The organism is Humibacillus sp. DSM 29435, assembly GCF_001758225.1.
Lineage (GTDB): Bacteria > Actinomycetota > Actinomycetes > Actinomycetales > Dermatophilaceae > DSM-29435.
The window spans coordinates 40,818-62,624 of sequence record NZ_MAST01000003.1 but is presented as its reverse complement, the minus strand read 5'-3'; the positions used below and the strand labels follow the sequence as shown (position 1 = coordinate 62,624).

General features: G+C 71.2%; 17 protein-coding genes. 13 read left to right on the top strand and 4 right to left on the bottom strand.

Annotation, left to right across the window (positions count from 1 at the left end):
* Nucleotides 1-91: 91 nt before the first annotated feature.
* The 5 genes from BA895_RS03295 (at nucleotide 92) to secA (ending at nucleotide 6,850) form a co-directional block, all read left to right on the top strand.
* Entirely contained in the window at nucleotides 92-850 is a 759-nt protein-coding gene (locus BA895_RS03295) for a ComF family protein (RefSeq protein ID WP_070190553.1), read from the top strand.
* A gap of 219 nt (nucleotides 851-1,069) precedes the next feature.
* Nucleotides 1,070-1,711 (top strand): ribosome hibernation-promoting factor, HPF/YfiA family, encoded by a 642-nt coding sequence (hpf, locus tag BA895_RS03290; protein ID WP_070190476.1) that lies wholly within the window; start codon nucleotides 1,070-1,072, stop codon nucleotides 1,709-1,711.
* Nucleotides 1,712-1,740: 29 nt separating this feature from the next.
* Nucleotides 1,741-2,562: a response regulator transcription factor gene (locus BA895_RS03285; protein ID WP_083282921.1), complete on the top strand. Its 822-nt coding sequence runs from the start codon at nucleotides 1,741-1,743 to the stop codon at nucleotides 2,560-2,562.
* Between the two features lie 38 nt (nucleotides 2,563-2,600).
* Nucleotides 2,601-3,818 carry a winged helix-turn-helix domain-containing protein gene (locus tag BA895_RS03280; RefSeq protein WP_254666297.1) on the top strand — a complete coding sequence of 406 codons (1,218 nt, stop codon included), beginning with the start codon at nucleotides 2,601-2,603 and terminating at the stop codon, nucleotides 3,816-3,818.
* A 176-nt stretch (nucleotides 3,819-3,994) separates the two neighbouring features.
* On the top strand, nucleotides 3,995-6,850 hold the full coding sequence (secA, locus tag BA895_RS03275) for a preprotein translocase subunit SecA (RefSeq protein ID WP_070190473.1): 2,856 nt from the start codon (nucleotides 3,995-3,997) through the stop codon (nucleotides 6,848-6,850).
* Nucleotides 6,851-6,956: 106 nt separating this feature from the next.
* Here secA and BA895_RS03270 read toward each other — a convergent pair whose 3' ends face one another.
* Nucleotides 6,957-7,481, bottom strand: a complete 525-nt coding sequence (locus tag BA895_RS03270; RefSeq protein ID WP_083282920.1) for an Rv3235 family protein — start codon at nucleotides 7,479-7,481, stop codon at nucleotides 6,957-6,959.
* Nucleotides 7,478-8,431: a LysM peptidoglycan-binding domain-containing protein gene (locus BA895_RS03265; RefSeq protein ID WP_139142497.1), complete on the bottom strand. Its 954-nt coding sequence runs from the start codon at nucleotides 8,429-8,431 to the stop codon at nucleotides 7,478-7,480. Before BA895_RS03265 ends, BA895_RS03270 begins: the two co-directional genes overlap by 4 nt.
* A gap of 280 nt (nucleotides 8,432-8,711) precedes the next feature.
* On the opposite strand from BA895_RS03265, the gene BA895_RS03260 reads away from it, so the two are divergent.
* Genes BA895_RS03260 through BA895_RS03250 form a run of 3 tightly spaced genes read left to right on the top strand, consistent with a single transcriptional unit; the run spans nucleotide 8,712 to nucleotide 12,308 of the window.
* Nucleotides 8,712-9,257 (top strand): hypothetical protein, encoded by a 546-nt coding sequence (locus tag BA895_RS03260; RefSeq protein WP_070190552.1) that lies wholly within the window; start codon nucleotides 8,712-8,714, stop codon nucleotides 9,255-9,257.
* 41 nt (nucleotides 9,258-9,298) lie between these two features.
* Nucleotides 9,299-11,290: a glycosyltransferase family 4 protein gene (locus BA895_RS03255; protein WP_070190471.1), complete on the top strand. Its 1,992-nt coding sequence runs from the start codon at nucleotides 9,299-9,301 to the stop codon at nucleotides 11,288-11,290.
* Nucleotides 11,291-11,303: 13 nt separating this feature from the next.
* Nucleotides 11,304-12,308, top strand: coding sequence for a lysylphosphatidylglycerol synthase domain-containing protein (locus BA895_RS03250; protein ID WP_070190551.1), 1,005 nt, complete (start codon nucleotides 11,304-11,306; stop codon nucleotides 12,306-12,308).
* A gap of 18 nt (nucleotides 12,309-12,326) precedes the next feature.
* On the opposite strand, the gene BA895_RS03245 is transcribed toward BA895_RS03250, so the two are convergent.
* The gene (locus tag BA895_RS03245; RefSeq protein ID WP_070190470.1) at nucleotides 12,327-12,761 is read right to left on the bottom strand and encodes a nitroreductase family deazaflavin-dependent oxidoreductase; all 435 of its coding nucleotides are present in this window, start codon (nucleotides 12,759-12,761) and stop codon (nucleotides 12,327-12,329) included.
* Nucleotides 12,762-12,843: 82 nt separating this feature from the next.
* On the opposite strand from BA895_RS03245, the gene BA895_RS03240 reads away from it, so the two are divergent.
* Nucleotides 12,844-13,785 (top strand): DNA-3-methyladenine glycosylase, encoded by a 942-nt coding sequence (locus BA895_RS03240; RefSeq protein WP_070190550.1) that lies wholly within the window; start codon nucleotides 12,844-12,846, stop codon nucleotides 13,783-13,785.
* A 72-nt stretch (nucleotides 13,786-13,857) separates the two neighbouring features.
* Here the strand turns inward: BA895_RS03240 and BA895_RS03235 are convergent, their stop codons facing one another.
* Complete coding sequence (locus tag BA895_RS03235; protein WP_070190469.1) at nucleotides 13,858-18,171, bottom strand: FtsK/SpoIIIE domain-containing protein; 4,314 nt, start codon at nucleotides 18,169-18,171, stop codon at nucleotides 13,858-13,860.
* Between the two features lie 261 nt (nucleotides 18,172-18,432).
* Here BA895_RS03235 and BA895_RS03230 point away from each other — a divergent pair, with 261 nt between their 5' ends.
* The 4 genes from BA895_RS03230 to BA895_RS03215 are packed head-to-tail and all read left to right on the top strand — an operon-like array spanning nucleotide 18,433 to nucleotide 21,790.
* Nucleotides 18,433-19,671, top strand: a complete 1,239-nt coding sequence (locus tag BA895_RS03230) for a CpaF family protein (protein ID WP_070190468.1) — start codon at nucleotides 18,433-18,435, stop codon at nucleotides 19,669-19,671.
* A complete protein-coding gene (locus tag BA895_RS03225; protein ID WP_070190467.1) occupies nucleotides 19,671-20,540 on the top strand; it encodes a type II secretion system F family protein in 870 nt (289 codons plus the stop codon). The genes BA895_RS03230 and BA895_RS03225 overlap by 1 nt, the downstream gene beginning before the upstream one ends.
* Nucleotides 20,537-21,514 carry a type II secretion system F family protein gene (locus tag BA895_RS03220; RefSeq protein ID WP_070190466.1) on the top strand — a complete coding sequence of 326 codons (978 nt, stop codon included), beginning with the start codon at nucleotides 20,537-20,539 and terminating at the stop codon, nucleotides 21,512-21,514. The genes BA895_RS03225 and BA895_RS03220 overlap by 4 nt, the downstream gene beginning before the upstream one ends.
* A 54-nt stretch (nucleotides 21,515-21,568) precedes the next feature.
* Nucleotides 21,569-21,790, top strand: coding sequence for a hypothetical protein (locus tag BA895_RS03215; RefSeq protein WP_070190465.1), 222 nt, complete (start codon nucleotides 21,569-21,571; stop codon nucleotides 21,788-21,790).
* The last annotated feature ends 17 nt before the right edge of the window (nucleotides 21,791-21,807 follow it).

Genomic DNA, 21,807 nt, shown 5'->3' with positions numbered 1-21,807 from the left:
CTCGTCCACACCCCTGCCCGCGTCGGCGGTCCGTGCACCACAGTGCTCCGGTCGGCCCTCGGAGGAGCGCCGAGCGGGTGGGATGGTGCTCATGTCGCGTTTCGACCTCCGAGCCCTGTTCGACCTCGTCGTGCCCCTCGAGTGCGCCGCCTGCCGCCACCCGGGCACCCGGTGGTGCACCCGGTGCGACCGGGCCCTGCGGCGGCTGGCCAGGCCTGCCCGGGTCGAGGTTCCGGTCGGCGTGTCGACGTGGCGGACGCTACCGGTCTGGGCGTGGGGTGCGTACGCGGCGCCCCTCGACTCGGTCGTCACCGCCTGGAAGGACGACGGCAGGCGCGACCTGAGCAGGCTGCTCGCGCCGCTGCTCGCTCAGTCGATCCACCGGGCGACGGATGGGTCAGGCGACAGACCGACGTCCGGCTCCGCGCCGGGGGCCCGGCCGTGGCTGCTCGTGCCGGTGCCCTCCTCGCGCGCGTCGGTGCGGCGGCGCGGCGACGCGCCCCTCATGGGGCTGCTGGCGCAGGCGCTGACCGAGCCGGCACCAGCGACCACAGGCGCTCTGCGGCTCGTGCCAGCGCTCACCCACCAACGGGTCGTCGTCGACCAGTCGCGGTTGGGTACCGAGCGGCGGCGCGAGAACCTCTCCGGGGCCATGGGCGTGGGGGCCCGCTGGCTCGGCTGCGTCGAGGGCCGCCGCTGCGTCGTCGTCGACGATGTCGTGACCACCGGAGCCACCCTGTCGGAGGCCGCGCGGGCCCTGCTCGAGGCCGGAGCGAGCGATGTCGAGGCCGCGGTCATCGCGGCCACGCCCCGCCGGTTCGGGCCCGGCAGTGGGCGACCGCCGCCTTGATGCCGGTGAGGCGCTCCGACCGGGACCCCTTGCTTCCGTCGGCACACGGGGCGAAGTAGGGTCGAGTCATCCCCATGGGCCACAGTGGTCGAGCGGCGCTCCCCGAGCGCACCGTCTCGCACCGGGCCGGTGAGTGACCGCAGAGGAGGTGGAGCCGAGGCGACAACGGGTTCTGCCGAGAGCCCAGAGCATCTCAGTCCGTGCGATCAAGGAGGAACTGTGGAGATCGTCGTCACTGGACGCCACGTCCAGATCCCCGATGAGTTTCGTGAGCAGCTCGAAGAGAGGCTGGCCAAGGTGTCGGCCCTCGCGCCCAAGGTGCACCGCATCGACGTCGTCGTCACCCACGAGAAGGTGGCCAGAGACTCGGAGAAGGTGGAGATCACCTGCTACGCCAAGGGCCCGGTGATCCGGGCCGAGGCCAGCCAGGGTGACAAGTTCGCCGCCCTCGACGCCGCCGTCGACAAGCTCATGGACCGCCTCCGACGACTTCACAGCAAGAGGCAGGTGAGCCGCACGGGCCGACGCGTCCCCGAGTCGGTGGCGCAGGCGACCGCGCGTACCGAGCTGCCTCGCGACGGCGCCGAGCCGGCTTCGGTGAACGAGCCCACCGATGACCTCGACCGCTTCGGCGCGGTAGGCAACTCGCCCATCGAGGTGCGCGAGAAGGTGCACACCGCAGCGCCGATGACTCTCGAGGACGCCCTCAACCAGATGGAGCTCGTCGGACACGACTTCTTCCTGTTCCACGACTCCGATACCGACCGCCCGAGTGTGGTCTACCGGCGACGGGGGTGGAGCTATGGCGTGCTCCACCTGGAGACGTCGGTCGCCTCCGACCTCGAGGCCGCCACCGGCTGAGGCCGAACCACTGGCTGTGCCCGCCCCTCGTGGCGACTCCTTCGGGGTCGCTCGGGGGGCGGGCCGGCGTTCGGCCGAGCACCTTCCACCCCGCCGACCCGACCACTCGAGCTGCGTCGGCCACCACCGTCGGTGATCTTTGCGAGGATGGCCCCGTGAGCCCGCCCCCTCCCGAGCTGATCCGTGTCCTCATCGTCGACGACCACGCGCTCTACCGGCGCGGCCTGCAGACGGTGCTCGGCACCGAGGACGGTATCGATATCGTCGGTGAGGCGGCCGACGGCATCGAGGCGGTCGCCCAGGCAGAGGAGACCCTGCCCGATGTCATCGTGATGGACGTCGGCATGCCGAAACGCGGTGGCATCGAGGCCTGCCGGGTCATCAAGCAACGGGTGCCGTCGGCGCGGATCCTCATGCTCACGAGCTCCGACGACGAGGAGAACCTGTTCGAGGCTGTTCGGGCCGGGGCCAACGGCTACCTGCTCAAGGACGTGCCTCCCGAGGAGGTGGCGGTCGCCATCCGCAGCCTGCACAACGGCCAGTCGTTGGTGTCGCCGCTGATGGCCTCCAAGCTGCTCACGGAGTTCGCGCAGATGAGCGCCCAGGCGATCGCCGCCGCCGCCGCGCCCGCTGCCGGCATCGAGCTGCCCCGGCTCACCGAGCGCGAGCTGGAGATTCTGCGCCGCGTGGCGCGCGGCCGGCTCAACCGCGAGATTGCGGCCGAGCTGTTCATCAGTGAGAACACGGTACGCAACCACATCCGGAACATCCTCGACAAGCTGCAGATGCACTCCCGCATGGAGGCCGCGATGTACGCCGTGCGGCAGCGGCTCATCGACCCGGGCGAATGAGCGGGTCGTCATGAGCCGGTGCGCATGAGCTGGTCTCCTTGAGCGTGGCGACCCGCCGGCTCTCGATCCCGCAGGCTCGCCGCGTCGCGATCGCGGCTCAGGGCCTGCTCGATGCCCGACCGGCGCCCTTCGAGGCGACCACCCGCCACCTGCAGCGGGTCGTCGACCGGGTGGGGGTGGTGCAGATCGACAGCGTCAACGTGCTGACGCGCAGCCACTACCTCCCCTTCTTCTCCCGCCTCGGGCCGTATGACACCGCCCTGCTCGACCGCGCGCGTGACCGGGCCCCGCGTCGACTCGTGGAGTACTGGGCCCACGAGGCCAGCCTCATCCCGCCCGGCACCTGGCCACTGCTCGACTTCCGCATGCGGGGTGCCGCCGCCGACCAGGCGTGGGGTGGCATGCGTCGCATCCTCGCCGAACGGCCCGACTGGGTCGATGCGGTACAGGCCGAGGTCGAGCGGCGGGGCCCACTCACCTCTCGAGAGTGCGAGCGGGCCCTGTCGCACGACCGGCCCCGCGAGAGCGGCCACTGGGGCTGGAACTGGTCGGAGGTCAAGCAGGCTCTCGAGTACCTCTTCTGGGCCGGGCGCATCAGCTCTGTCGGTCGCACCGCCTCCTTCGAGCGCCGTTACGCCGCGCTCGAGGTGACGGCGCCCCCCGGGCTGCGTGAGTCATGGTCGAACCGGCCGGGGGCTGCGGCCGATGCCGCCCGCGACGTCGAGCTCGTGCGCATCGCGGCCCGTTCTCACGGGGTCGGTACCGAACGGTGCCTGGCCGACTACTTCCGGATGCCGCGGGCCCGCACCCGCACCGCTGTCGAGACGCTCGTCGGGCAGGGGGAGCTGGTTCCCGTCACGGTGCCGGGTTGGCAGCCCGCGTGGCTGCACGCCGCCGCCCGCGTGCCCCGCGCGGTGCACGCGGAGGCCCTGCTCAGCCCGTTCGACTCACTCGTCTGGCAACGCGAGCGCATCCTCGCCCTCTGGGACTTCCACTACCGCCTCGAGATCTACACCCCGGCCCACCGTCGGGTGCACGGCTACTACGTCCTGCCCTTCCTTTTCGGTGACCGCCTCGTGGCCCGCTGCGACCTCAAGGCCGACCGGGCCGCCGGCGTGCTGCGCTGCCACCAGGTCACCTGGGAGGGGGGTGCCCGCGCTGCGTCCGCCGATGCCCGTGATGCGCTGGGCCGCAACCTCGAGTCGATGGCCCGCTGGCTCGGCCTCGGGTCGGTCGAGGTCGGTCGAGTCGGCTGAGGTGAACCGTAAGGAACCCGACGGCATCCCGGCACGTTGGTGGGGGAGCCGCACGGGCGGCTAACCTAGGCGGGTCAGGCCACCTCGTGCCTACATCGGGCCCACACCAGGCGACCCGCGGGCGATGCCACCCGCCCACGTCGGGGATCGAACGTTCCAGTCGGGAGAAATCACAGATGGCCGTCATCGACAAGCTGCTTCGTGCCGGAGAGGGCCGGGCCCTCAAGAAGCTCCAGGCGATCGCCAAGCAGGTAACGGGCCTCGAAGACTACTTCGAAGGGCTCACCGACGAGGAGCTGCGACAGGAGACGCCCAACTTCCGCGCACGACTGGCGGCCGGCGAGAGCCTCGATGACCTGCTGCCCGAGGCCTTCGCGGCCGTGCGTGAGGCCAGCAAGCGCACGCTCGGCTTTCGCCACTTCGACGTGCAGGTGATGGGCGGCGTCGCCCTCCACCAGGGCAACGTGGCCGAGATGAAGACCGGTGAGGGCAAGACCCTCGTCGCGACGCTGCCGAGCTACCTCAACGCCCTGACGGGTGAGGGTGTGCACGTCATCACGGTGAACGACTTCCTGGCCGAGTACCAGAGCGAGCTGATGGGCCGCGTGCACCGCGCGCTCGGCATGGAGACCGGCGTCATCCTTTCCGCGATGACCCCCGAGCAGCGACGCGCCGAGTACGCGAAAGACATCACGTACGGCACGAACAACGAGTTCGGCTTCGACTACCTGCGCGACAACATGGCCTGGGAACCGGCCGAGCTGGTGCAGCGCGGCCACCACTTCTGCATCGTCGACGAGGTCGACTCGATTCTCATCGACGAGGCCCGCACCCCCCTGATCATCTCGGGGCCGGCCGACCTCGCGACCAAGTGGTACGTCGAGTTCGCGCGCATCGCGGCCCGCCTGACCCGGGGGGAGGACGGCGAGGGCGACTACGAGGTCGACGAGAAGAAGAAGACCGTGGGCGTGCTCGAGTCGGGCATCGCTCGCGTCGAGGACCTGCTCGGCATCGACAACCTCTACGACATGGTCAACACCCCGCTCATCGGCTACCTCAACAACAGCATCAAGGCCAAGGAGCTGTTCAAGAAGGACAAGGACTACGTCGTGCTGAACGGCGAGATCCTCATCGTCGACGAGCACACCGGCCGCATGCTGGCCGGCCGGCGCTACAACGAGGGCATGCACCAGGCCATCGAGGCGAAGGAGGGCGTCGAGATCAAGAACGAGAACCAGACGCTCGCCACCATCACGCTGCAGAACTACTTCCGCATGTACGACAAGCTCTCGGGAATGACGGGAACCGCGCAGACCGAGGCCGCCGAGCTGAACTCCATCTACAAGCTCGGCGTCATCCCGATCCCGACGAACATGCCGATGATCCGCCAGGACCAGCGCGACCTCATCTACCGCACCGAGGCGGCCAAGTACGAGGCCGTGGTCGACGACATTGCCGAGCGCCACGAAGCCGGCCAACCCGTGCTCGTCGGCACCGTGTCGGTGGAGAAGAGCGAGTACCTCTCGCAGCGCCTGAAGAAGCGCGGCATAAAGCACGAGGTGCTCAACGCCAAGCAGCACGAGCGTGAGGCCGCGATCGTGGCCGAGGCCGGCCGTCGCGGCGCGGTCACCGTGGCCACCAACATGGCCGGCCGAGGCACCGACATCATGCTCGGCGGCAACTCCGAGTTCCGCGCTGTGGCCGAGCTCAAGCAGAAGGGCCTCGACCCGCAGGAGACGCCCGAAGACTACGAGAACGCGTGGGACGACGCCCTCGCCAAGGCCGAACGCGCGGTCAAGACCGAGCACGAGGAGGTCACCGACCTCGGCGGCCTCTATGTGCTCGGCACCGAGCGGCACGAGTCGCGACGCATCGACAACCAGCTGCGAGGCCGCTCCGGCCGTCAGGGTGACCCCGGCGAGTCACGCTTCTACCTCTCGCTCAACGACGACCTCATGCGCCTGTTCAACTCGGGCATGGTCGACCGCTTCATGCAGACGGCCGGCATGGAGGACGACGTGCCGATCGAGAGCAAGATGGTCACGAACTCGATCCAGAAGGCCCAGGGCGCCGTCGAGGCCCAGAACTACGAGATTCGCAAGAACGTGCTCAAGTACGACGACGTCATGAACCGCCAGCGCCAGGTGATCTACGAGGAGCGCCGGGCCGTGCTCAAGGGGCAGGACCTGCACGACCAGCTGCGCATGTTCGTCAACGACGTCGTCGGCTCGTACGTCGACGCGGCGACGAGGGAGGGCTTTGCCGCCGACTGGAACCTCGAGCACCTCTGGGACGCGCTGCGGCAGGTCTACCCGGTGTCGCTGACGATCGAGCAGGTCGACGAATGGGCCGGTGGCCGACAGCTGGTGAGTGCCGAGCTGTTGCGAGAGCAGCTGATGAGCGACGCGCACACGGCCTACGACCGCCGCGAGGAGAGCCTCGGCGCCGAGACGATGCGCGAGGTGGAGCGGCGGGTCGTGCTCTCGGTGCTCGACCGAAAGTGGCGTGAGCACCTCTACGAGATGGACTACCTCCAGGAGGGCATCGGCCTGCGGGCCATGGCCCAGCGCGACCCCCTCATCGAGTACCAGCGGGAGGGCTTCCAGCTCTTCGAGGCGATGATGGAGGCGATCAAGGAGGAGTCGGTCAGCCACCTCTTCTCGGTCGAGGTGCAGATGCCGACCGCCGATGCGGTGTCGGCACCAGGCGTGCGACCGATGTCGGTGTCCGACATGGTGGGCGGGCTCGCCGCCGCCTCCGGGGGCGCTCCCGACCCCACGAGGGACGCGCTCAGCGCCGCTGACGCCCCGAACGAGGCCGACTCTCGCGAGCGTGAGGTGGCGTCGGTACCTGCCGGTGACTTCGGCATCCGCGTCTCCGGCGTCGACCTTGCCACCGAGGAGCACCGTCCGTCGGGTCTGCGCTACTCGGCGCCGGGCGAGGACGGTCTCGCCGTCGAGACGGATGAGGCCAAGCCGTTCGAGCGCAAGGCCGACCGCCGTGGCAAGAAGGTCAAGCGGAAGCGGCGCTGACCGGCTGGCAACACGAGCGCACGCGAACGGATGCCGCCCTCCCTCAGGGGAGGGCGGCATCCGCCGTCAGGTCGCGACACCCGCCGACCCGGTCTCCTTGGCCGACCTAGCCGATGGTGACGGCCGTGACGACCCAGCGGCCGTCGATGCCTTCCAGGCGCATCGCCATGGCCCGCACCCGGCCATGGGCCACGACGACGGCGCACGCCTCGACGACCCCGTCGGTCGGCTGACAGAGCCGCACACGGCGCACCACGGCCGCTCGGCGGGCGCCCGGCTGCTGGCGGCGAGCCGCGACGAGCGCCCGACGGGCGAGGACGCTGTAGACGGTCGGGGCCAGGTGGCGGATCAGCTGCGCCGGAGGGCGTTGGCCAGAGACCACCTCCATGACGGCCTGGGCGAGCTGCGAGACGAGCGGGTGCGGGTCAGGTAGTGCGCTCGTGCCCGTCGGCTGGGGCCCGAAGTCGTCGTCGTCGTGCTGGTGGCGAAAGTCGAGCGCGAGAGCCGACTGCGCCCAGGGGGCCGGCGCGGCCCAGGCCTCGTCGGCGCTGATGATCCGCGGTGCGTTCTCGGGGATCGGGCGCACCGCGAAGCTGCGGGGGCCCGGGTAGGCTCCGGGCTCGCCGCTCACGGGTGTGCTCCCGCAAGGGGCGGAACCAGCTGCTGGCCGGGAAGGATCAGGTCGGGGTCATCGCCGATGAGAGCCGCGTTGGCGTTGAACCACCGCGGCCACTCGTGGGCGATTTCGGCGTCGGAGGCGCCGGGGCCCAGATGCCGCGCAACGATCGACCACAGGCTGTCGCCGCGCCTGACGGTGACCTGTTCGACGGGTGCTGATGCGGTGCGCGGGGCCGGGGTGAGCAGGGTGGATGGTTCGCCCGCCGTGCGCACCGGGGCCGTGGGCCGCCAACCCGGACCCTGCTGATGGTCGGGCTGTTGGCCGGCCTCCTGGTTGGTCTGTCGGTCGCCCTCCTGGTCGCTGACGCGGAAGCCGGGACCGGGAGCCGCACTGCCAGTGGTGCGGCTACCGCTGGCACTACTGATGGAACTACGGCGGTCGCTCGCGGTGGGGCTCGCGGTGGGGCTCGCGTTCTGGGCGCTCGACCGGCTGGCGCGATACGCGGGCGAGGGCTCTGCGAGCGGGCTGGTCTGGCGCCGGCCCGGCCCGGCATCCGTGACCGTCCAGCCGACCGAGGTGCCGACTGAGGTGCCGACTGAGGTGCCGGTGCCACCAAGGCTGGAGACGGCGCCGGAGGCCGTGCCGGTCGGTAGGGCCACCGTGCTCACCGAGACTCCGAGCAGCATCGCCAGGGACCGTCGCAGCACAGCCGGGGTGACCCGGTCGGCCACCACCTCGACCCACCGACCGATGCGACCGGGGATCGTCGTCAGGGCTGTCAGGGTGACGCCCAGCGCCAACCAGGCGCACAGCGCGACGGCCGTCCACGCGAGCAGGCCGAGCACGACCTCGTCCACGGTGGACGAGCCGCTCAGCCCTCCGGGCGGCCACGCGTGCAGGGCGGCCCCGTAGAGCAGCCGAAGCGCTGCGACGGCCGCGACGGGGGCTGAGACCGCGCTCACGGCGCGGAGCACTCGACGGATCCGACCGTGGGGGTGGCCGAGACCTCGGGCGCCGCCCGGGCGACATGGTGTACGCCGTTGGCCACGCCCTTTCCTGCGCTGTTCCGTGGGCCGGCCCAGCGGCATGGAGGTCTGCTCGGTGGTCATAGAGTTCATTCAACGTCGTTTGCTTACGTTTGGTCAAGATGAATGACGTTCACATTTGTTAGCCTCTGAAGGAGGTCCTTCGCTATGCTTGGTCGGCAGCGGCGCCACAAGGGTGGCCGGCGAGGAGGCTCGGGTGCGTTGGGACCGGCTTTTCGACGACCTGGAGGCCCAGCTCGAGCAGGAGGGCTCGCGCGAGCTCGATGCCGAGGTCGCCGACCGCACTCGGCGGGAACGCGCTGCGCTCGACCTGCAGTCACGACTGCTCGCCAACCAGGGCGCCCTGGTCGGCGCCCGACTGAGATCGGGCGTGATCCATGGAGTCGTCACCGACGTGGGCCCCGACTGGCTGCTGCTCGAGTTGCGTCCGGAGTGGCCGGTGCTGGTCGCCCTGACCGCGCTGCGATCGGTCACGGGCCTGGCCCCGGGGGCGGTCACCCCGACCGTCGTCGCCCGCCGCTTCGCGCTCGGTGCGGCGCTGCGGGCGGTGAGCCGCGACCGGGCCACCGTGGCTCTCACCGACATCGACTCGAGGGTCACCGTGGGCACGATCGACGTGGTGGGCGCCGACCATCTCGAGATCGCCGAGCACCCCTCTGACGAGCTGCGTCGGGCGGGCAACGTGGTGGCCCGCCACCTGGTGCCCTTCGCCGCGATCGAGTCGGTGCGCCGCCTGCGTTGACGCATGCTTCCGCAACCTTCGCGAACTAGAGTCGAACCATCATGACGGATGCCCGAACGTACGACTTCGCCCTGGAGGCGCCGGGCTCGGCGGCCCTGCAGATCGCCGTCGTGGGTCCGACGCACCCGCACCAGGGCGGCGCGGCCACGCACACCACAATGCTCGCCCACCACCTGGCCGACGCGGGTCACGACGTCACGCTCGTGTCGTGGGCGCACCTGCAGCCGTCGAGGCGCCGTCAGGCCGAAGCGGCGCTGCCCACCGACAGCCCCGAGGTGCTGCCCTTTCCGCGAACGATCCGCGCCCTCAGCTGGGCCCGGCCCGACTCCTGGGTGCGGGTGGGGCGTCGGCTGCGCGGGGCCGACGCCGTCATCATCGTGCACGCTCTCCCCGCTGTCGTTCCGGCCCACCTCGCGCTCCTGCGTGCGGCCGGCGCCCTGCCGGGCTCCTCAGGGTCTGAGGTCTCGTCGGGGTCGACCAGTCACGCCGGCTCGCCCGCCCGGCCCGGCGTCTCGCCGAGCCGGCCGCAGTCGATCGTCGTGTGCCACACCGTGCTGCCGCTCGAGCCTCGCACCGGTGACGCGAGGTTGATGGCAGCGTTGCTCGGTCGGGCCGACTCGGTGCTCGTGCACACCTCCGAGCAGGCCCTGGTGGCCCACGATCTCGGGGCCCGGCGCATCTCGGTGGCCGACCTGCCGCCGCACGTCCGGGGCGGCGCGCCCGTGTCGCGCGACTCCCGGCCGGGGCCGGTTCGCCTGCTCGCCCTGGGCCTGATCCGTGAGCACAAGGGCATCGACGTGCTGCTCCGGGCGATGCGCTCAGTGCCCGACGTCACCTTGACCATCGCCGGCGAGCTGTGGGGGCCCAGCCGTCAGGTCATCGGCGAGCTCGCCAGTGATCCGGGGTTGGCCGGCCGGGTCGAGATCCGTGACGGCTACGTGCCGTCCGAGGCCCTGGCGGCGCTGCTGGCCGACCACGACGTGCTCGCCCTGCCCTACCGCAGCGCGACGACCACCTCCAACGTCGTGCTCGCCCACGTGCACGGCCTTCCCGTGCTCGCCAGCGCCGTCGCGCCCTTCACCCAGCAGGTGGTCGACGGGGTCAACGGGCTGCTCGTGCCTCCCGGCGACGAGCAGGCGTTGGCTCGGGCGTTGCGCCAACTGCTCGAGCCCGAGGTGCGTCACCGTCTCGCCGAAGGGGTCAAGACCCCCGATCTCTCCGGCCCGTGGGCGCACTACCTGGGCACCCTCGAGGCGCTGTCCGTCGACACGTTCGTGCTCGACGGCCCCCCCGACCCACCCGCTCCTGGTGATCCGGTGCTGCTGGGCACGCGGTGGGCGGCTGCGCGCCGTCGGGTCGCGAACCGGGTCTCCTCCCGCCGCGCCGTCGTGGCCCTCGACCGCGACGACCTCCCCGACTGGGTGCTCACCACCGACGTGCTGGGGGAGCCCTCGGAGGCCGACGACGTCAAACGGCTGGCCCGGGCGCTCGGACTGCCCCGCTCCCTCGACCGGGTGGCGTCGTGGGCCGCGTTGGGCGCCTTGGCCGCGATCGTGCGCGTGCGTGACGACGGGCGACGCAGCGCCGTCATCGTCGACGAGACGGGCGCTCGGTCGCTGTTCTCACGCTGGGCCCGAGCCGTCGGCTTCGCACCGGTCGAGATCGACTTCACCGGGGCCCATCCGAGCGTCGCTGCCCTCGACGTCGACACCGGTTCCCTCGACGTGATCGTGCGGATCCACCCGCGCGGCTGTGACGGGGCCGACGTCGACCACGTGCTGGAGCAGGCGGCCTGGGCGCTGCGCTCGCACGGTCTGCTCATCATCACGGTGCCGATCGGCCCGCCCGGAGCCGACGGAGCGGTCAGCCCGTCTGACGTGCGCGGCATCCTGGCTCGTGCCGATGACCTGGGCTTCGTGCTGATCGGCGACCTCGACGGCACGGTCAACGCCCGCATGCGGGATGCCGCCCAGCGGGCTCGGGCCGACGACGCGGCCTACGGGCTGGTGCGTCTCACGCTTCGGCGCCGGTGAGAGCGACGGTCTCATGAACCGGCAACGCCTCTTCTCGGTGGCGCGCGTCGTCATCGCGGCCGTGGTGCTCGCCGCGGTGGTCTACGCGGTCGTCCGAAACTGGGCGGACGTCTCGGTGCACCTGAGCCAGATCTCAGCCGGCACCTTCGCCCTGTCGACCCTGGCCGCCGCGGTCGGCACCTGGCTGACGATGCTGGGCTGGCGGGTGGTGCTGGCCGATCTCGGCTCCGACCTGCATCTCGCGCCGGCGAGCGGCGTGTTCTTCGTGGGGCAGCTGGGCAAGTACCTGCCCGGCTCGGTGTGGTCGGTGCTGGTGCAGGCCGACATGGCGGGGCGGCTCGGGGTGCCGCGCCGGCGCACCGCGGTGGCCGGTTTTCTCGCGATCGGCTTCGCTCTGCTGGCCGGTGGGCTCATCGGCCTGCCTGCGGCGTCCCTCCTCCTCGGTGGTGGTTCGGCGGGCTCGGGCGGTTCGGGCGGCTTCGACTGGTGGGTGCTGCTGGCCGTGCCGGTCATCGTGGTGCTCTGCGTGCCCCGGCTGCTCAACGCGATCATCGCCTCCTGCCTGCGGCTGTTGCGGCGGGCACCGCTCGAGCACGGGCTGTCGGGCCCTGCGGTGGTGCGCACCGTGGTGGTCATGGTGCTCGCGTGGCTGGCCTTCGGGGTGCACACCCTGCTGCTCGCCCGGGCCGTGGCGGGCGACGCGCTGCCCCATCCAGGTCTCACGGTGGCCGCGATCAGCGGCTACGCGCTGTCGGTGTCTCTCGGCATGCTCACCGTCGTGCTGCCGGCGGGGCTGGGGGCCCGCGAGGGTCTGCTCACCCTCGTGCTCGCGACGGCCCTGCCCACTCCTGCGGCGGCGGCCGTCGCCATCACCTCGCGCTTCATCGTGACCATCGTCGACGTCGTCGCGGCGCTCGCCGGTTGGCTGTACGCGCGGTCTCACCACCTGGTCGCCGACCGTCGAGTGGCGCGCGGCACTGGAGGTGGTGGTGGGGTCAGCGACGACGTGTCGGCCTGACCTGCTTACGGAAGGTTCTCAGCGCGGTTCGAGCACGAACACCGGAATGAGCCGGTCGGTCTTGGTCTGGTACTCGGCGTAGGGCGGGAAGGCCGCGACGCACCGCGGCCACCACTGCTCGCGCTCTTCGCCCTCCAGCTCCCGGGCCCGCACCGGGCTGGTCTCGGTGCCGTCCTGCAGCTCGATGTCGGGGTGGGCCACCAGGTTGTGGAACCACTGCGGGTGCTCGGGGGCGCCGCCCTGGCTGGCGACAGCGGCATAACGGCCGTCGTGCTCGACGCGCATGAGGGGCACCTTGCGCACGCCGCCTGACTTCGCCCCCGTCATCGTCAGCAGCACGACGGGGAGGTTCTGGATGTGTACCGACGTGGTGGTGCCGGTGCGCTCGATCTCGGCGACCTGGTCGCGCACCCACTCGGACGGGCTGGGCAGGTAGTTCGGGTCTGTCGTCATGGGTTCTCCGTCGGGGCAGCGGTCGGAACGTCATCGGCATCCTCTCACCGGACCTCAAGGTGTGGTGAGCGAGACTGGTCTCGTGTCAGAGCCGCTGTTGCGTCGTTGGCGCACCGACCGCGAGATCCGGCTGCGTGCGCAGCTCGGTGTGTTCCGGCGCGGCAGTGGCGACCCGACCTCGCGCTGGGGCGCCGACGGGTCGTTCACCCGGGCGGCGCAGACCCCGGCCGGTGCGGGCACGCTGCACCTGTGGTGCTGCCCCGACGAGGCGGTCGTGGAGGCGCGAGCGTGGGGCTCCGGCGCCGAGTGGTTGCTCGAGTCGGTCCCGGCCCTGCTCGGTGACGATGATGACGTGTCGGGTTTCGTGGGCCACCACGCGCTGGTCGCCGAGGCGTGGCGGCGGTTCCCGCACTGGCGGGTGCCCCGGTCGGGCCTCGTCTTCGACGCGTTCGCCCCGGCCGTCATCGAACAGAAGGTCACCGGGCAGGAGGCCTTCGCCGGCTACCGAGCCCTGGTGCGGCGCTTCGGCACGGTGGCGCCGGGCCCGTTCGGCGACGACTCCGCCGGCCGGGGCCTGTTCGCGCCGCCGACAGCCCGGGGCTGGGCCACGATCCCGTCGTGGGCCTGGTTGCAGGCGTCCGTCGACGGCCAGCGCTCACGCACCCTCGTGCGCGCCGCCGGGCACGCCGGTCGTCTCGAGGAGGGGGCCACCGTGTCCGTGGCCGAAGCGCACCGCCGCCTGCGAGCGCTGCCGGGGGTCGGGGTGTGGACCGCGGCCGAGGTGGCTCAGCGCGCCCTCGGTGACCCCGACTCGCCGAGCTTCGGCGACTACCACGTCGCCAAGGACATCGGCTGGGCCCTGACGGGTACACCGGTCGACGACGACGGCCTGGCCGAGCTGCTCGAGCCGTACGCCGGTCACCGCTACCGCGTGCAGCACCTGCTCGGCCTGGCTGGCCACCACCGCCCGAGGCGGGCACCCCGGATGGCTCCACGCCGCCACCTGCCCACCCGCATCCGCTGACGTTCCGGGTTCGAGGTATTCCGACGCGGCGGAGCGCGGTGGGATACCTCGACCGCTGAGGGCTGTCTCTGGTCACGATCGAACGGTCGGCGGAGGTGGATGCTGACCGGCAAGGGCAGGAAGAGCAAAGGCGTCGGCGACCTGAACGGGAGTGCAGGAGCCGTCGACCACGACGAACCCGAACCCGGGTCGTCGCTCGCTCGGCACGTCGACGCGCACCCGCAGCAGGTCGCCGTCGGCGGCCGACGCGGGCGACAGCAGGATGCCGCATCCGTCGCGGGACACCTCTGGCACCAAGCCCCGGAACAGGCCCAGGGCGCGCTGGGTCTCGGCCGCGACGACGACCACGCCCTCGGCGGTGTCCACGATGGCGGTCGCCTCGAGCAGGGCAGCTTCCATCGGGGTTCCGACGAGGTTCTCGGCGTCGTCGACGAGGATGCCGAGCTCGGGGGTCGCCCGTCGCAGCTCGACGAACCCGTCACGGGCTGAGGCGTCGAGCAGGTGCACCCCGGGCAGGCCGGCCAGCTCGCCCAGCCGTGAGCGGCGCCCGATGACGACGGCCACGGGTCGCCCGGCAGCCACGAGCTGTTGGGCGATCAGCGCCAAGATGGTGGACCGGCCGCTGCGCGCGGGCCCGGCCACGAGCAGACGCCTCCCGGAGGCGGCCGGGTCGAGGTGCACTGTCGTGGCGTCGTCACCGCCCAGCCCTATACAGAGGGACTGCCCGTCAGGCTGCAGCTCGGTCGGGGCGACGGTCGTGGGTAGGGCCCGCACCCGCCAGGGCAGCCGTTGGGGTGGCACGTCGTGGCTGCGCAGGTGAGCCAGGTCGGCCGCCGACTCCACGGCTGCGACCTGGCTGGGTTGCTCGACCGAGGTGCCGACGTGGGCCAGGTGCACGAGATGGCCTCCGGGCAGCTCGAAGCCTCGTCCGGGCGGCAGCGGAGTGCTCGCTCGCCGAGCGTCGACGCCCGCGAGGGTGAGGTCGAGCGGGTCTGGCATCGCCAGCACGATGCGGCGTTGCAGCAGCCCGGAGAGGCGACCGGTGCTCACCGCCCGGCCTCCGGCGACGACCAGTCGCAGCCCGGTCGACAGCCCGTCGCGGGCGAGTCGCAGCAGCTCGTCGGTCGGCGCCCCGTGGTCAAGGTCGGAGAACGCATCCTCGATGGCCTCCCAGCCGTCGACGACGAGCACCGTGCGGGGTGCGCGTCGGTCATTCGAGACGTTGGACCGGGTGGCGTCTGAGATGTGCGAGACCACTCGCCTGGCCAGGACGGGGTCATCGGCTGAGGTCACCGAGCCCACGTGGGGCAGGGCCAGCAGGTCGGTGAGCGCTCCGCGGCGTCCCTCGAGCACGTGGACGTGCAGCTCGGCGGGGGAGTGGCGTTCGGTGAGGCCGACCACGAGCGAACGCAGCGCCGTGGACCGTCCGGTTCGCGAGCTGCCGGCGATGCCGAGGTGCCCGTCCGCTTCGGGATGCCAGGTCAGCACTGGTTGGCTCTGCTGCTCGGGCTCGTCGCGCAGACCGATCGGAACCCCACCGTCAGCCCTGGGCAACGACGAGACCGGCAGCGAGGAAGGCAGGGGTGTCAGCCAGGGCGCCGGAGTGGCCTCGATCGACAGCGCCGCGGCGGCCTCTCGGGTCGCGTCGACGACGGCCGCAAGCTGGGTACGTTCTCCGGCCTTGCGTGTGGTCGCCGTCGGCGCCGCTTCGGCCAGGTTCGACCAGCGCAGCGGCCACAGCATCGCCTCGGTGCCAGCCTCACGCGCAGCCTCCAGCACCGCGCCGACGTGCGCGAACTGCACCTCGACGAGCCGCTGGTCGGCGGTGCGTACGAAGGCTCGTCCCGGTATCCGGTCGCTGATGGTCGCCGCCCTGGGGTCCTCGATGACGTCGTCGCTGTCGGAACGGTCACGTACGCGCAACGCGACCCGCAGTGAGACGTTGGCGCGCATGTCGGCGCTCACGATGCCCCCGGGCCGCTGGGTGGCCAGCACCAGGTGCACCCCGAGGGAGCGCCCGACCGCCGCGAGCTGCACCAGCCCCGACACGAAGTCGGGCAGCTCATCGGCGAGCATCTTGAACTCGTCGACGACGATCACCAGTCGGCCGAGGCGGGGCAGCGACGCGTCGGCCAAGCGGCGTCGCCGGTGGTCGTCGACATCTTTGGCGCCACTGGCCGCCAGCACCCGTTCGCGGCGTTTCAGCTCGGCGCCGAGCGACGTGAGGGCGCGTGAGGTCAGGCTCTCGTCGAGGTCGGTGACCAGGCCCACCACGTGGGGCAGGCGCGAGCACTCCTTGAACGCCGACCCGCCCTTGTAGTCGATCAGCACGAAGCCGAGGTCGTCGGGCCGACTCGACACGGCCAGCCCGGCCACCAGTGTCTGCAGCATCTCGGACTTGCCCGCCCCGGTCGTGCCGCCCACCAGGGCGTGGGGGCCGTGGTGGGCGAGGTCGAGCCAGTACGGCCCCTCGCGCGTCACCCCGACCAAGGCCCGAGGACGGCCACCATCGGCCCAGGCCCGCACCAGGTCGGTCGCCGCTGCGGGGTCGTTGCCTTCCTGAGCGGCGAGCTCGCGGAACCCGAGCTGCTCCGGCAGGCCGGCGTCGCCGCGGCGAGGAGTGGCATCCTGCAGCGGTGACAGCGAGCTGCCGAGGCGCTCGAGCCAACCACCGGTGGGTAGGTCGGGCACGATGCCGGCCGGTTCACCCACGACACCCCGGCGCGTTGTCAGGGTCGCCCGGGGTTCGGTGGACGAGTGCACCTCGATCTGGCTCACTGTTTCGGCAGGTAGTGCCGAGATCGACACGTCGAGGCAGATGAAGCGGACGTCGAGCGCCGGGCCTGACTGCAGCAGCTCGGCCACGCCGGCGACGGCGCGCAGCTCTCGAGCGCCGTCGAGCACCACGACGACCGTCGGCAGGGCAGCCAGCTTGCCGTCGTCGTGGGCCGCGCGGGCGGAGGCTCTCATGGCCACCTGCTCGGTGAGCTCGCTGACGCGCGCTGCGATCGAGAGCCCGTCTCCGAGCGTGCCGACTCTGGCCACCGACCGGTCGGCCCCGTCGAGGTGGGGGGTGCGGGTGAGCCACGCCCAGTCGGCTTCGGGGCTGGCAGAGGTGGTGAGCAGAACGAGGTCGACGCGCTGCGGTGAGTGCCACACGCACAGCTGGGCGAGCATCGACCCGGCGACGGCGAGCACCCGTTCCCGTGGGCCCGCGACGCCCACCACGCCCGCGTCGGCCAGGTCGCACGTGACCGGCACGTCGTGGCAGGTCGGTGTCGGGCTCGTGGGTTCTCCCGTCACGGTGGCGCGCGCCTCGAGGTCGGCGCTTCCGAGCCGTACGACGAGGTCGTCCGGGTCACCGGGGGTGCGTTGCCACAGCCGTGCGTCACGCAGCTCTGCGACCAACGCCACCTCAGCGAGGTCAGGGTGTTCGGCCCGCCGCTCGTGCTCCTCTCGCTGCACGACGCTGTGCAGCTGGTGCTCGGCAGCCGCCACGGCCACGGCATGGTCGGCGAGCTGCCGCCGTAAGGAGGTGCGCCCGTGCCGACGGTCGCTCCACCACTGCCCCAGCAGCATCACCGGTGACATCAGGGCGAAGAGCAGCATGATGGGTGAGTGCAGCGCAAGAGCCAGCGCCCCGGAGACGACGAGCGGCGTGAGTGACGCGAGCAGCGGCATCCGGCTTCGCTCGGAGCGCTTCGGACGTGCCGGGAACGCGACCACGACGGGGGATGCCGTCGAGACGAACCGCGGCCGTCGGTGCAGGCGCAGGAGGCCGGCGTCGAGGGTGATCGGGGCCGGCGTCGACGTGGGTCGTCGGAGCACCAGCGTGGTGGAGGCGAGCCGGGCCCTGGCGCCCACCGCGAGGGGCACTCCGGCGGGCGGTGTTGGCCGGTCGTTCACCATCGTGGGGTTGGTCGGCTCGACGTCACGCAGCGTCACCCCGTCGTCGCCGACGGTCAGTGTGGCGTGTGCCCGTGACACCCCTGCGTCATCGAGCCGGACAGCGCAGTGGGGCGCCCGCCCGAGTACGTGCTCGCCTCGGCTGAGCGGGACGCGACGACCGGCTCCCGGCCCACCGACCACGTGCAGCTCGAGCAGCCCGACCGGGCGGCTGGGTGTGCGGCCAGGGGTGCGGCCGGAGGTGAACCCGCTGGCACGGGCCGTGAGCGCCGCGCCCTGAAGCAAGGGTGGGGCCCCCCACTCGGCGTCGTCGCTCACCAGAATGCCGTCCACCTCGAAACCGTCGGACGCGTCGACCACCAGCTCGGCAAGGCGGCCGCGCAGGACGCCGAACGGGGTGGCCGGCGCGCACTCGACCAGCACGTCGAGGTGGCCGCTGGGGTTCGAGCGGGGATCGATGAGGCGCAAGCGCAGTCGCATGGGGGGTCTCCTTCGTGGGCGCTGTCAGCCAAGCGCAGCGGGCCACCTCACGTCGGGGCTGGTCCACAGCTGTGGACGACCAGATCAGCGTCGGCGCCCGATCCGGTATCGTCTGGCCCCGGCGCGGCGACTTGACAAGGTTGTCCACAGGTTTGAGCTTTTGGTCGCTGCGCGCGACGCCTGGTGAATTACGCTTCGGCGGCAGGAAGCAACCACGCGGGGCAGGACCTGCCCCGAATGTGACCAGTCAGGGGGTCAGGGATGTCGACGCACGAGGCCCAACGGCACGTCGAGGGTGAGGTCCGCGAGCTGATTCGCCGCTCGGGGATCGACCCCGCTCACGACATCGTGGGTGTGCGTCGGCTCGTGCAGGACGCGGTTGCCGACTATGACGACCGCTCACTGCACGGTGGGCTGCCCCCACTCGGCGACCAGCGATCGGCCGTCCACGCGATTCTTGCGGTGGTGGCCGGCTACGGAGCGTTGCAGCAGTACTTCGACGACCCCACCGTGGAGGAGATCTGGATCAACTCCCCATCGCAGATCTTCGTGGCCCGCGGAGGGGTGGCGGAGCTGACCACCACGATCCTGACGGCCGATGAGGTTCGTGACCTCGTCGAGCGGATGCTCAAGGCGTCAGGTCGACGGGTCGACCTCAGCTCGCCCTTCGTCGACGCCACCCTCTCGGACGGCTCGCGCCTTCACGTCGTCATTCCCGACATCGCGCGCGCTCATTGGCAGGTGAACGTCAGGAAGTTCGTGGTCAAGGCCGACCACCTCGACGACCTGGTCAAGCTCGGCACCGTCACGAAGCAGGCGGCGACCTTCCTCGGGGCCGCGGTGGCCAGCGGTCTCAACGTGCTCGTCGCAGGAGGCACCCAGGCTGGCAAGACCACGCTGCTCAACTGCCTCGCGGCCGCGATCCCGCCGCGCGAACGGGTGATCACCTGCGAAGAGGTCTTCGAGCTCAAGATCCCCCTGCGCGATGTGGCTTCGATGCAGTGCCGGCAACCCAGCCTCGAAGGCACGGGCGAGGTGCCGTTGCGCCGCCTGGTGAAGGAGGCGCTCCGTATGCGGCCCTCACGCATCATCGTCGGAGAGGTGCGTCAGGAAGAGAGCCTTGACCTGCTCATCGCGCTCAACAGCGGCATCCCCGGTATGTGCTCGGTGCACGCCAACAGTGCTCGCGAGGCCGTTACAAAAATGTGTACGCTCCCCCTCCTCGCCGGCGAGAACGTATCGAGCCGTTTCGTGGTGCCCACCGTGGCGGCGGCCATCGACATCGTCGTGCAGGTCGCCCTCGAGCGTGACGGAGTACGCCGCGTGCGCGAGATCGTGGCCGTGCCAGGTCGGGCCGAGGGCGACATCATCGAGGTCGCCGACCTCTTCGTCACGCGGGGCGGGCGGCTTCGCCGCGCCGATGGCTTCCCTCCCCACCGAGAGTCGTTCGAGCGGGCCGGTTTTGAGCTCGCGGCCCTGCTGGCCCAAGGCGACCCGTGATGTCGCCCGTCGTCATCGGCCTTGTGCTGGGGGCAGGCGTCTTCTGCATCTACTGGTCGTTCTGGCCGCAGGACGGCCGGTCGAAGTCGCCGAGGGCCCGCCACGGCTTCATGGCGCGGTTGCAGGACCATCTCAACCAGGCCGGTTACCCCTCCGTCACCCCGACGAACATCGTGGTCGGTTCGGTCGTGCTGTTCGTGCTCGTCTTTGTCTTCGGCGCCGTTGTCACACGCGTGGTGCCCATCGCCCTGTGCTTCGCTCTCTTCGCCGGGGCGGTACCGATCTCGTTGGTGCGCATGCGAGCCCGCGAGCGCCGCAACAAGATGCGCGACCTGTGGCCGGACGCCGTCGACAACATCACCTCGGGCGTACGGGCGGGTCTGGCCCTGCCCGAGGCGCTCGCGCAGCTGGCCGTGCACGGTCCCGAGGAGCTACGGCCGGCCTTTGCCGCGTTCGCCGAGGACTACCGGGCCACCGGACGCTTTCACGACTGCCTCGACCGTCTCAAGCACCGCCTCAGCGACCCGGTCGCCGATCGCTTGGTCGAGTCGCTTCGTATTGCGCGCGAAGTCGGTGGAAGCGACCTCGGCAAGCTGCTGCGCACCCTGTCCACCTTTCTGCGGGAGGACTCACGCACGCGTTCAGAGCTGGAGACCCGGCAGGGGTGGACGGTGAACGCAGCCCGGCTCGCCGTCGCGGCGCCCTGGATCGTGCTGGGCATGCTCGCGTTCAAGGGTGGGTCCCTCTCGGCCTACTCATCGCCCACCGGGTGGCTCATCCTCGCCATCGGCGGCGGGCTCACGCTGCTCGCCTACCGCATCATGGTGTGGATCGGCCGGCTGCCCGACGAGGAACGAGTGCTGCGATGAAGAGCGCCCTCCCCGCTCCTCTCGCCGTCTTCGGCGACGGCTGGTCGTGGCCCGGCGCCCTGATCGGGTTGCTCATACTGGCCGGGGTCGCGCTCGTCGTGGCCGGTCTGCCGGTCTACCGGCAGCCCACCCTCGACGACCGGCTCGAGCCGTACCTGCGCGACACCCCGCGCCCGTCGACCCTGCTCATGGCGCCGGCGCCGGCTCGTGGGCCCTTCGGCTTCGGTGAGCTGTTCGCCCCTCACGTGGCCAAGCTGGGCGCCATGATCGAGCGGGTCCTGGGTGGGGCGCCGTCCGTGGCCCGTCGTCAGCTGCGCGCCGGGCAACCGGCCGATGTCGAACGGTTTCGTGCCGAGCAGGTGCTCTGGGGTGCCGGCGGAGCCGTCGCCGGCCTGGTCGGCACCGCTCTGCTGGCGGCATCGCGTCGTGAGCTGTCGGTTCCACTGCTCGTGATGTTCACCGTGCTCGGAGCGGCCCTGGGTGTGATCCTGCGCGACACTGCCCTCTCGAGCACGGCGTCTCGACGCGAGCAGCGGATGCTCGTGGAGTTTCCCACGACGGCAGAGCTGCTCGCGCTGGCGGTCAGCGCCGGTGAAGGTGCGACCGGAGCACTCGAACGGGTTTGCCGGCTCTCACACGGTGAGCTGTCCGACGAGCTGCGGCGCTGCCTCGCCGACGCCCGGGCCGGCGCCAACCTGCCGACCGCGCTTCAGGGCCTGGCCGATCGCACCGGGCTGATGAGCCTCAGCCGCTTCGTCGACGGAATCGTGATCGCCGTCGAGCGGGGCACACCCCTGGCCGAGGTGCTCCGAGCCCAGGCGCAGGACGTCCGTGAGGAGGGCCGCCGCTCCTTGATGGAGCAGGGCGGCAAGAAGGAGATCTTCATGATGATGCCCGTGGTGTTCCTGATCCTGCCCGTAACGATCCTCTTCGCCATCTACCCGGGAATCAGCTTTCTCAGCTTTCAGCTCTGACCGAACCACAACAGCACCAGATCAACTCACCGCACCACCAGCCAAGGAGATCTCATGAGCGCCATCGTCAGCGCCACCCGACGTCAGCAGGAGCGACTGGCCGCGGCCGTTGTCGCACGACTCGGCGGTCGCCGTGATCGGGGCGACGTGCCCGGCTGGGTGCTGATCACCCTGATGACGGCCGGCCTCGTCACGGCCATCTGGGCTATCGCCGGCCCCCAGCTCAGCGCCCTTTTCGAGACCGCCATCAAGGGCGTCTCAGGCCCTGGCAAGTAGCCGGCAGACCCGAACCA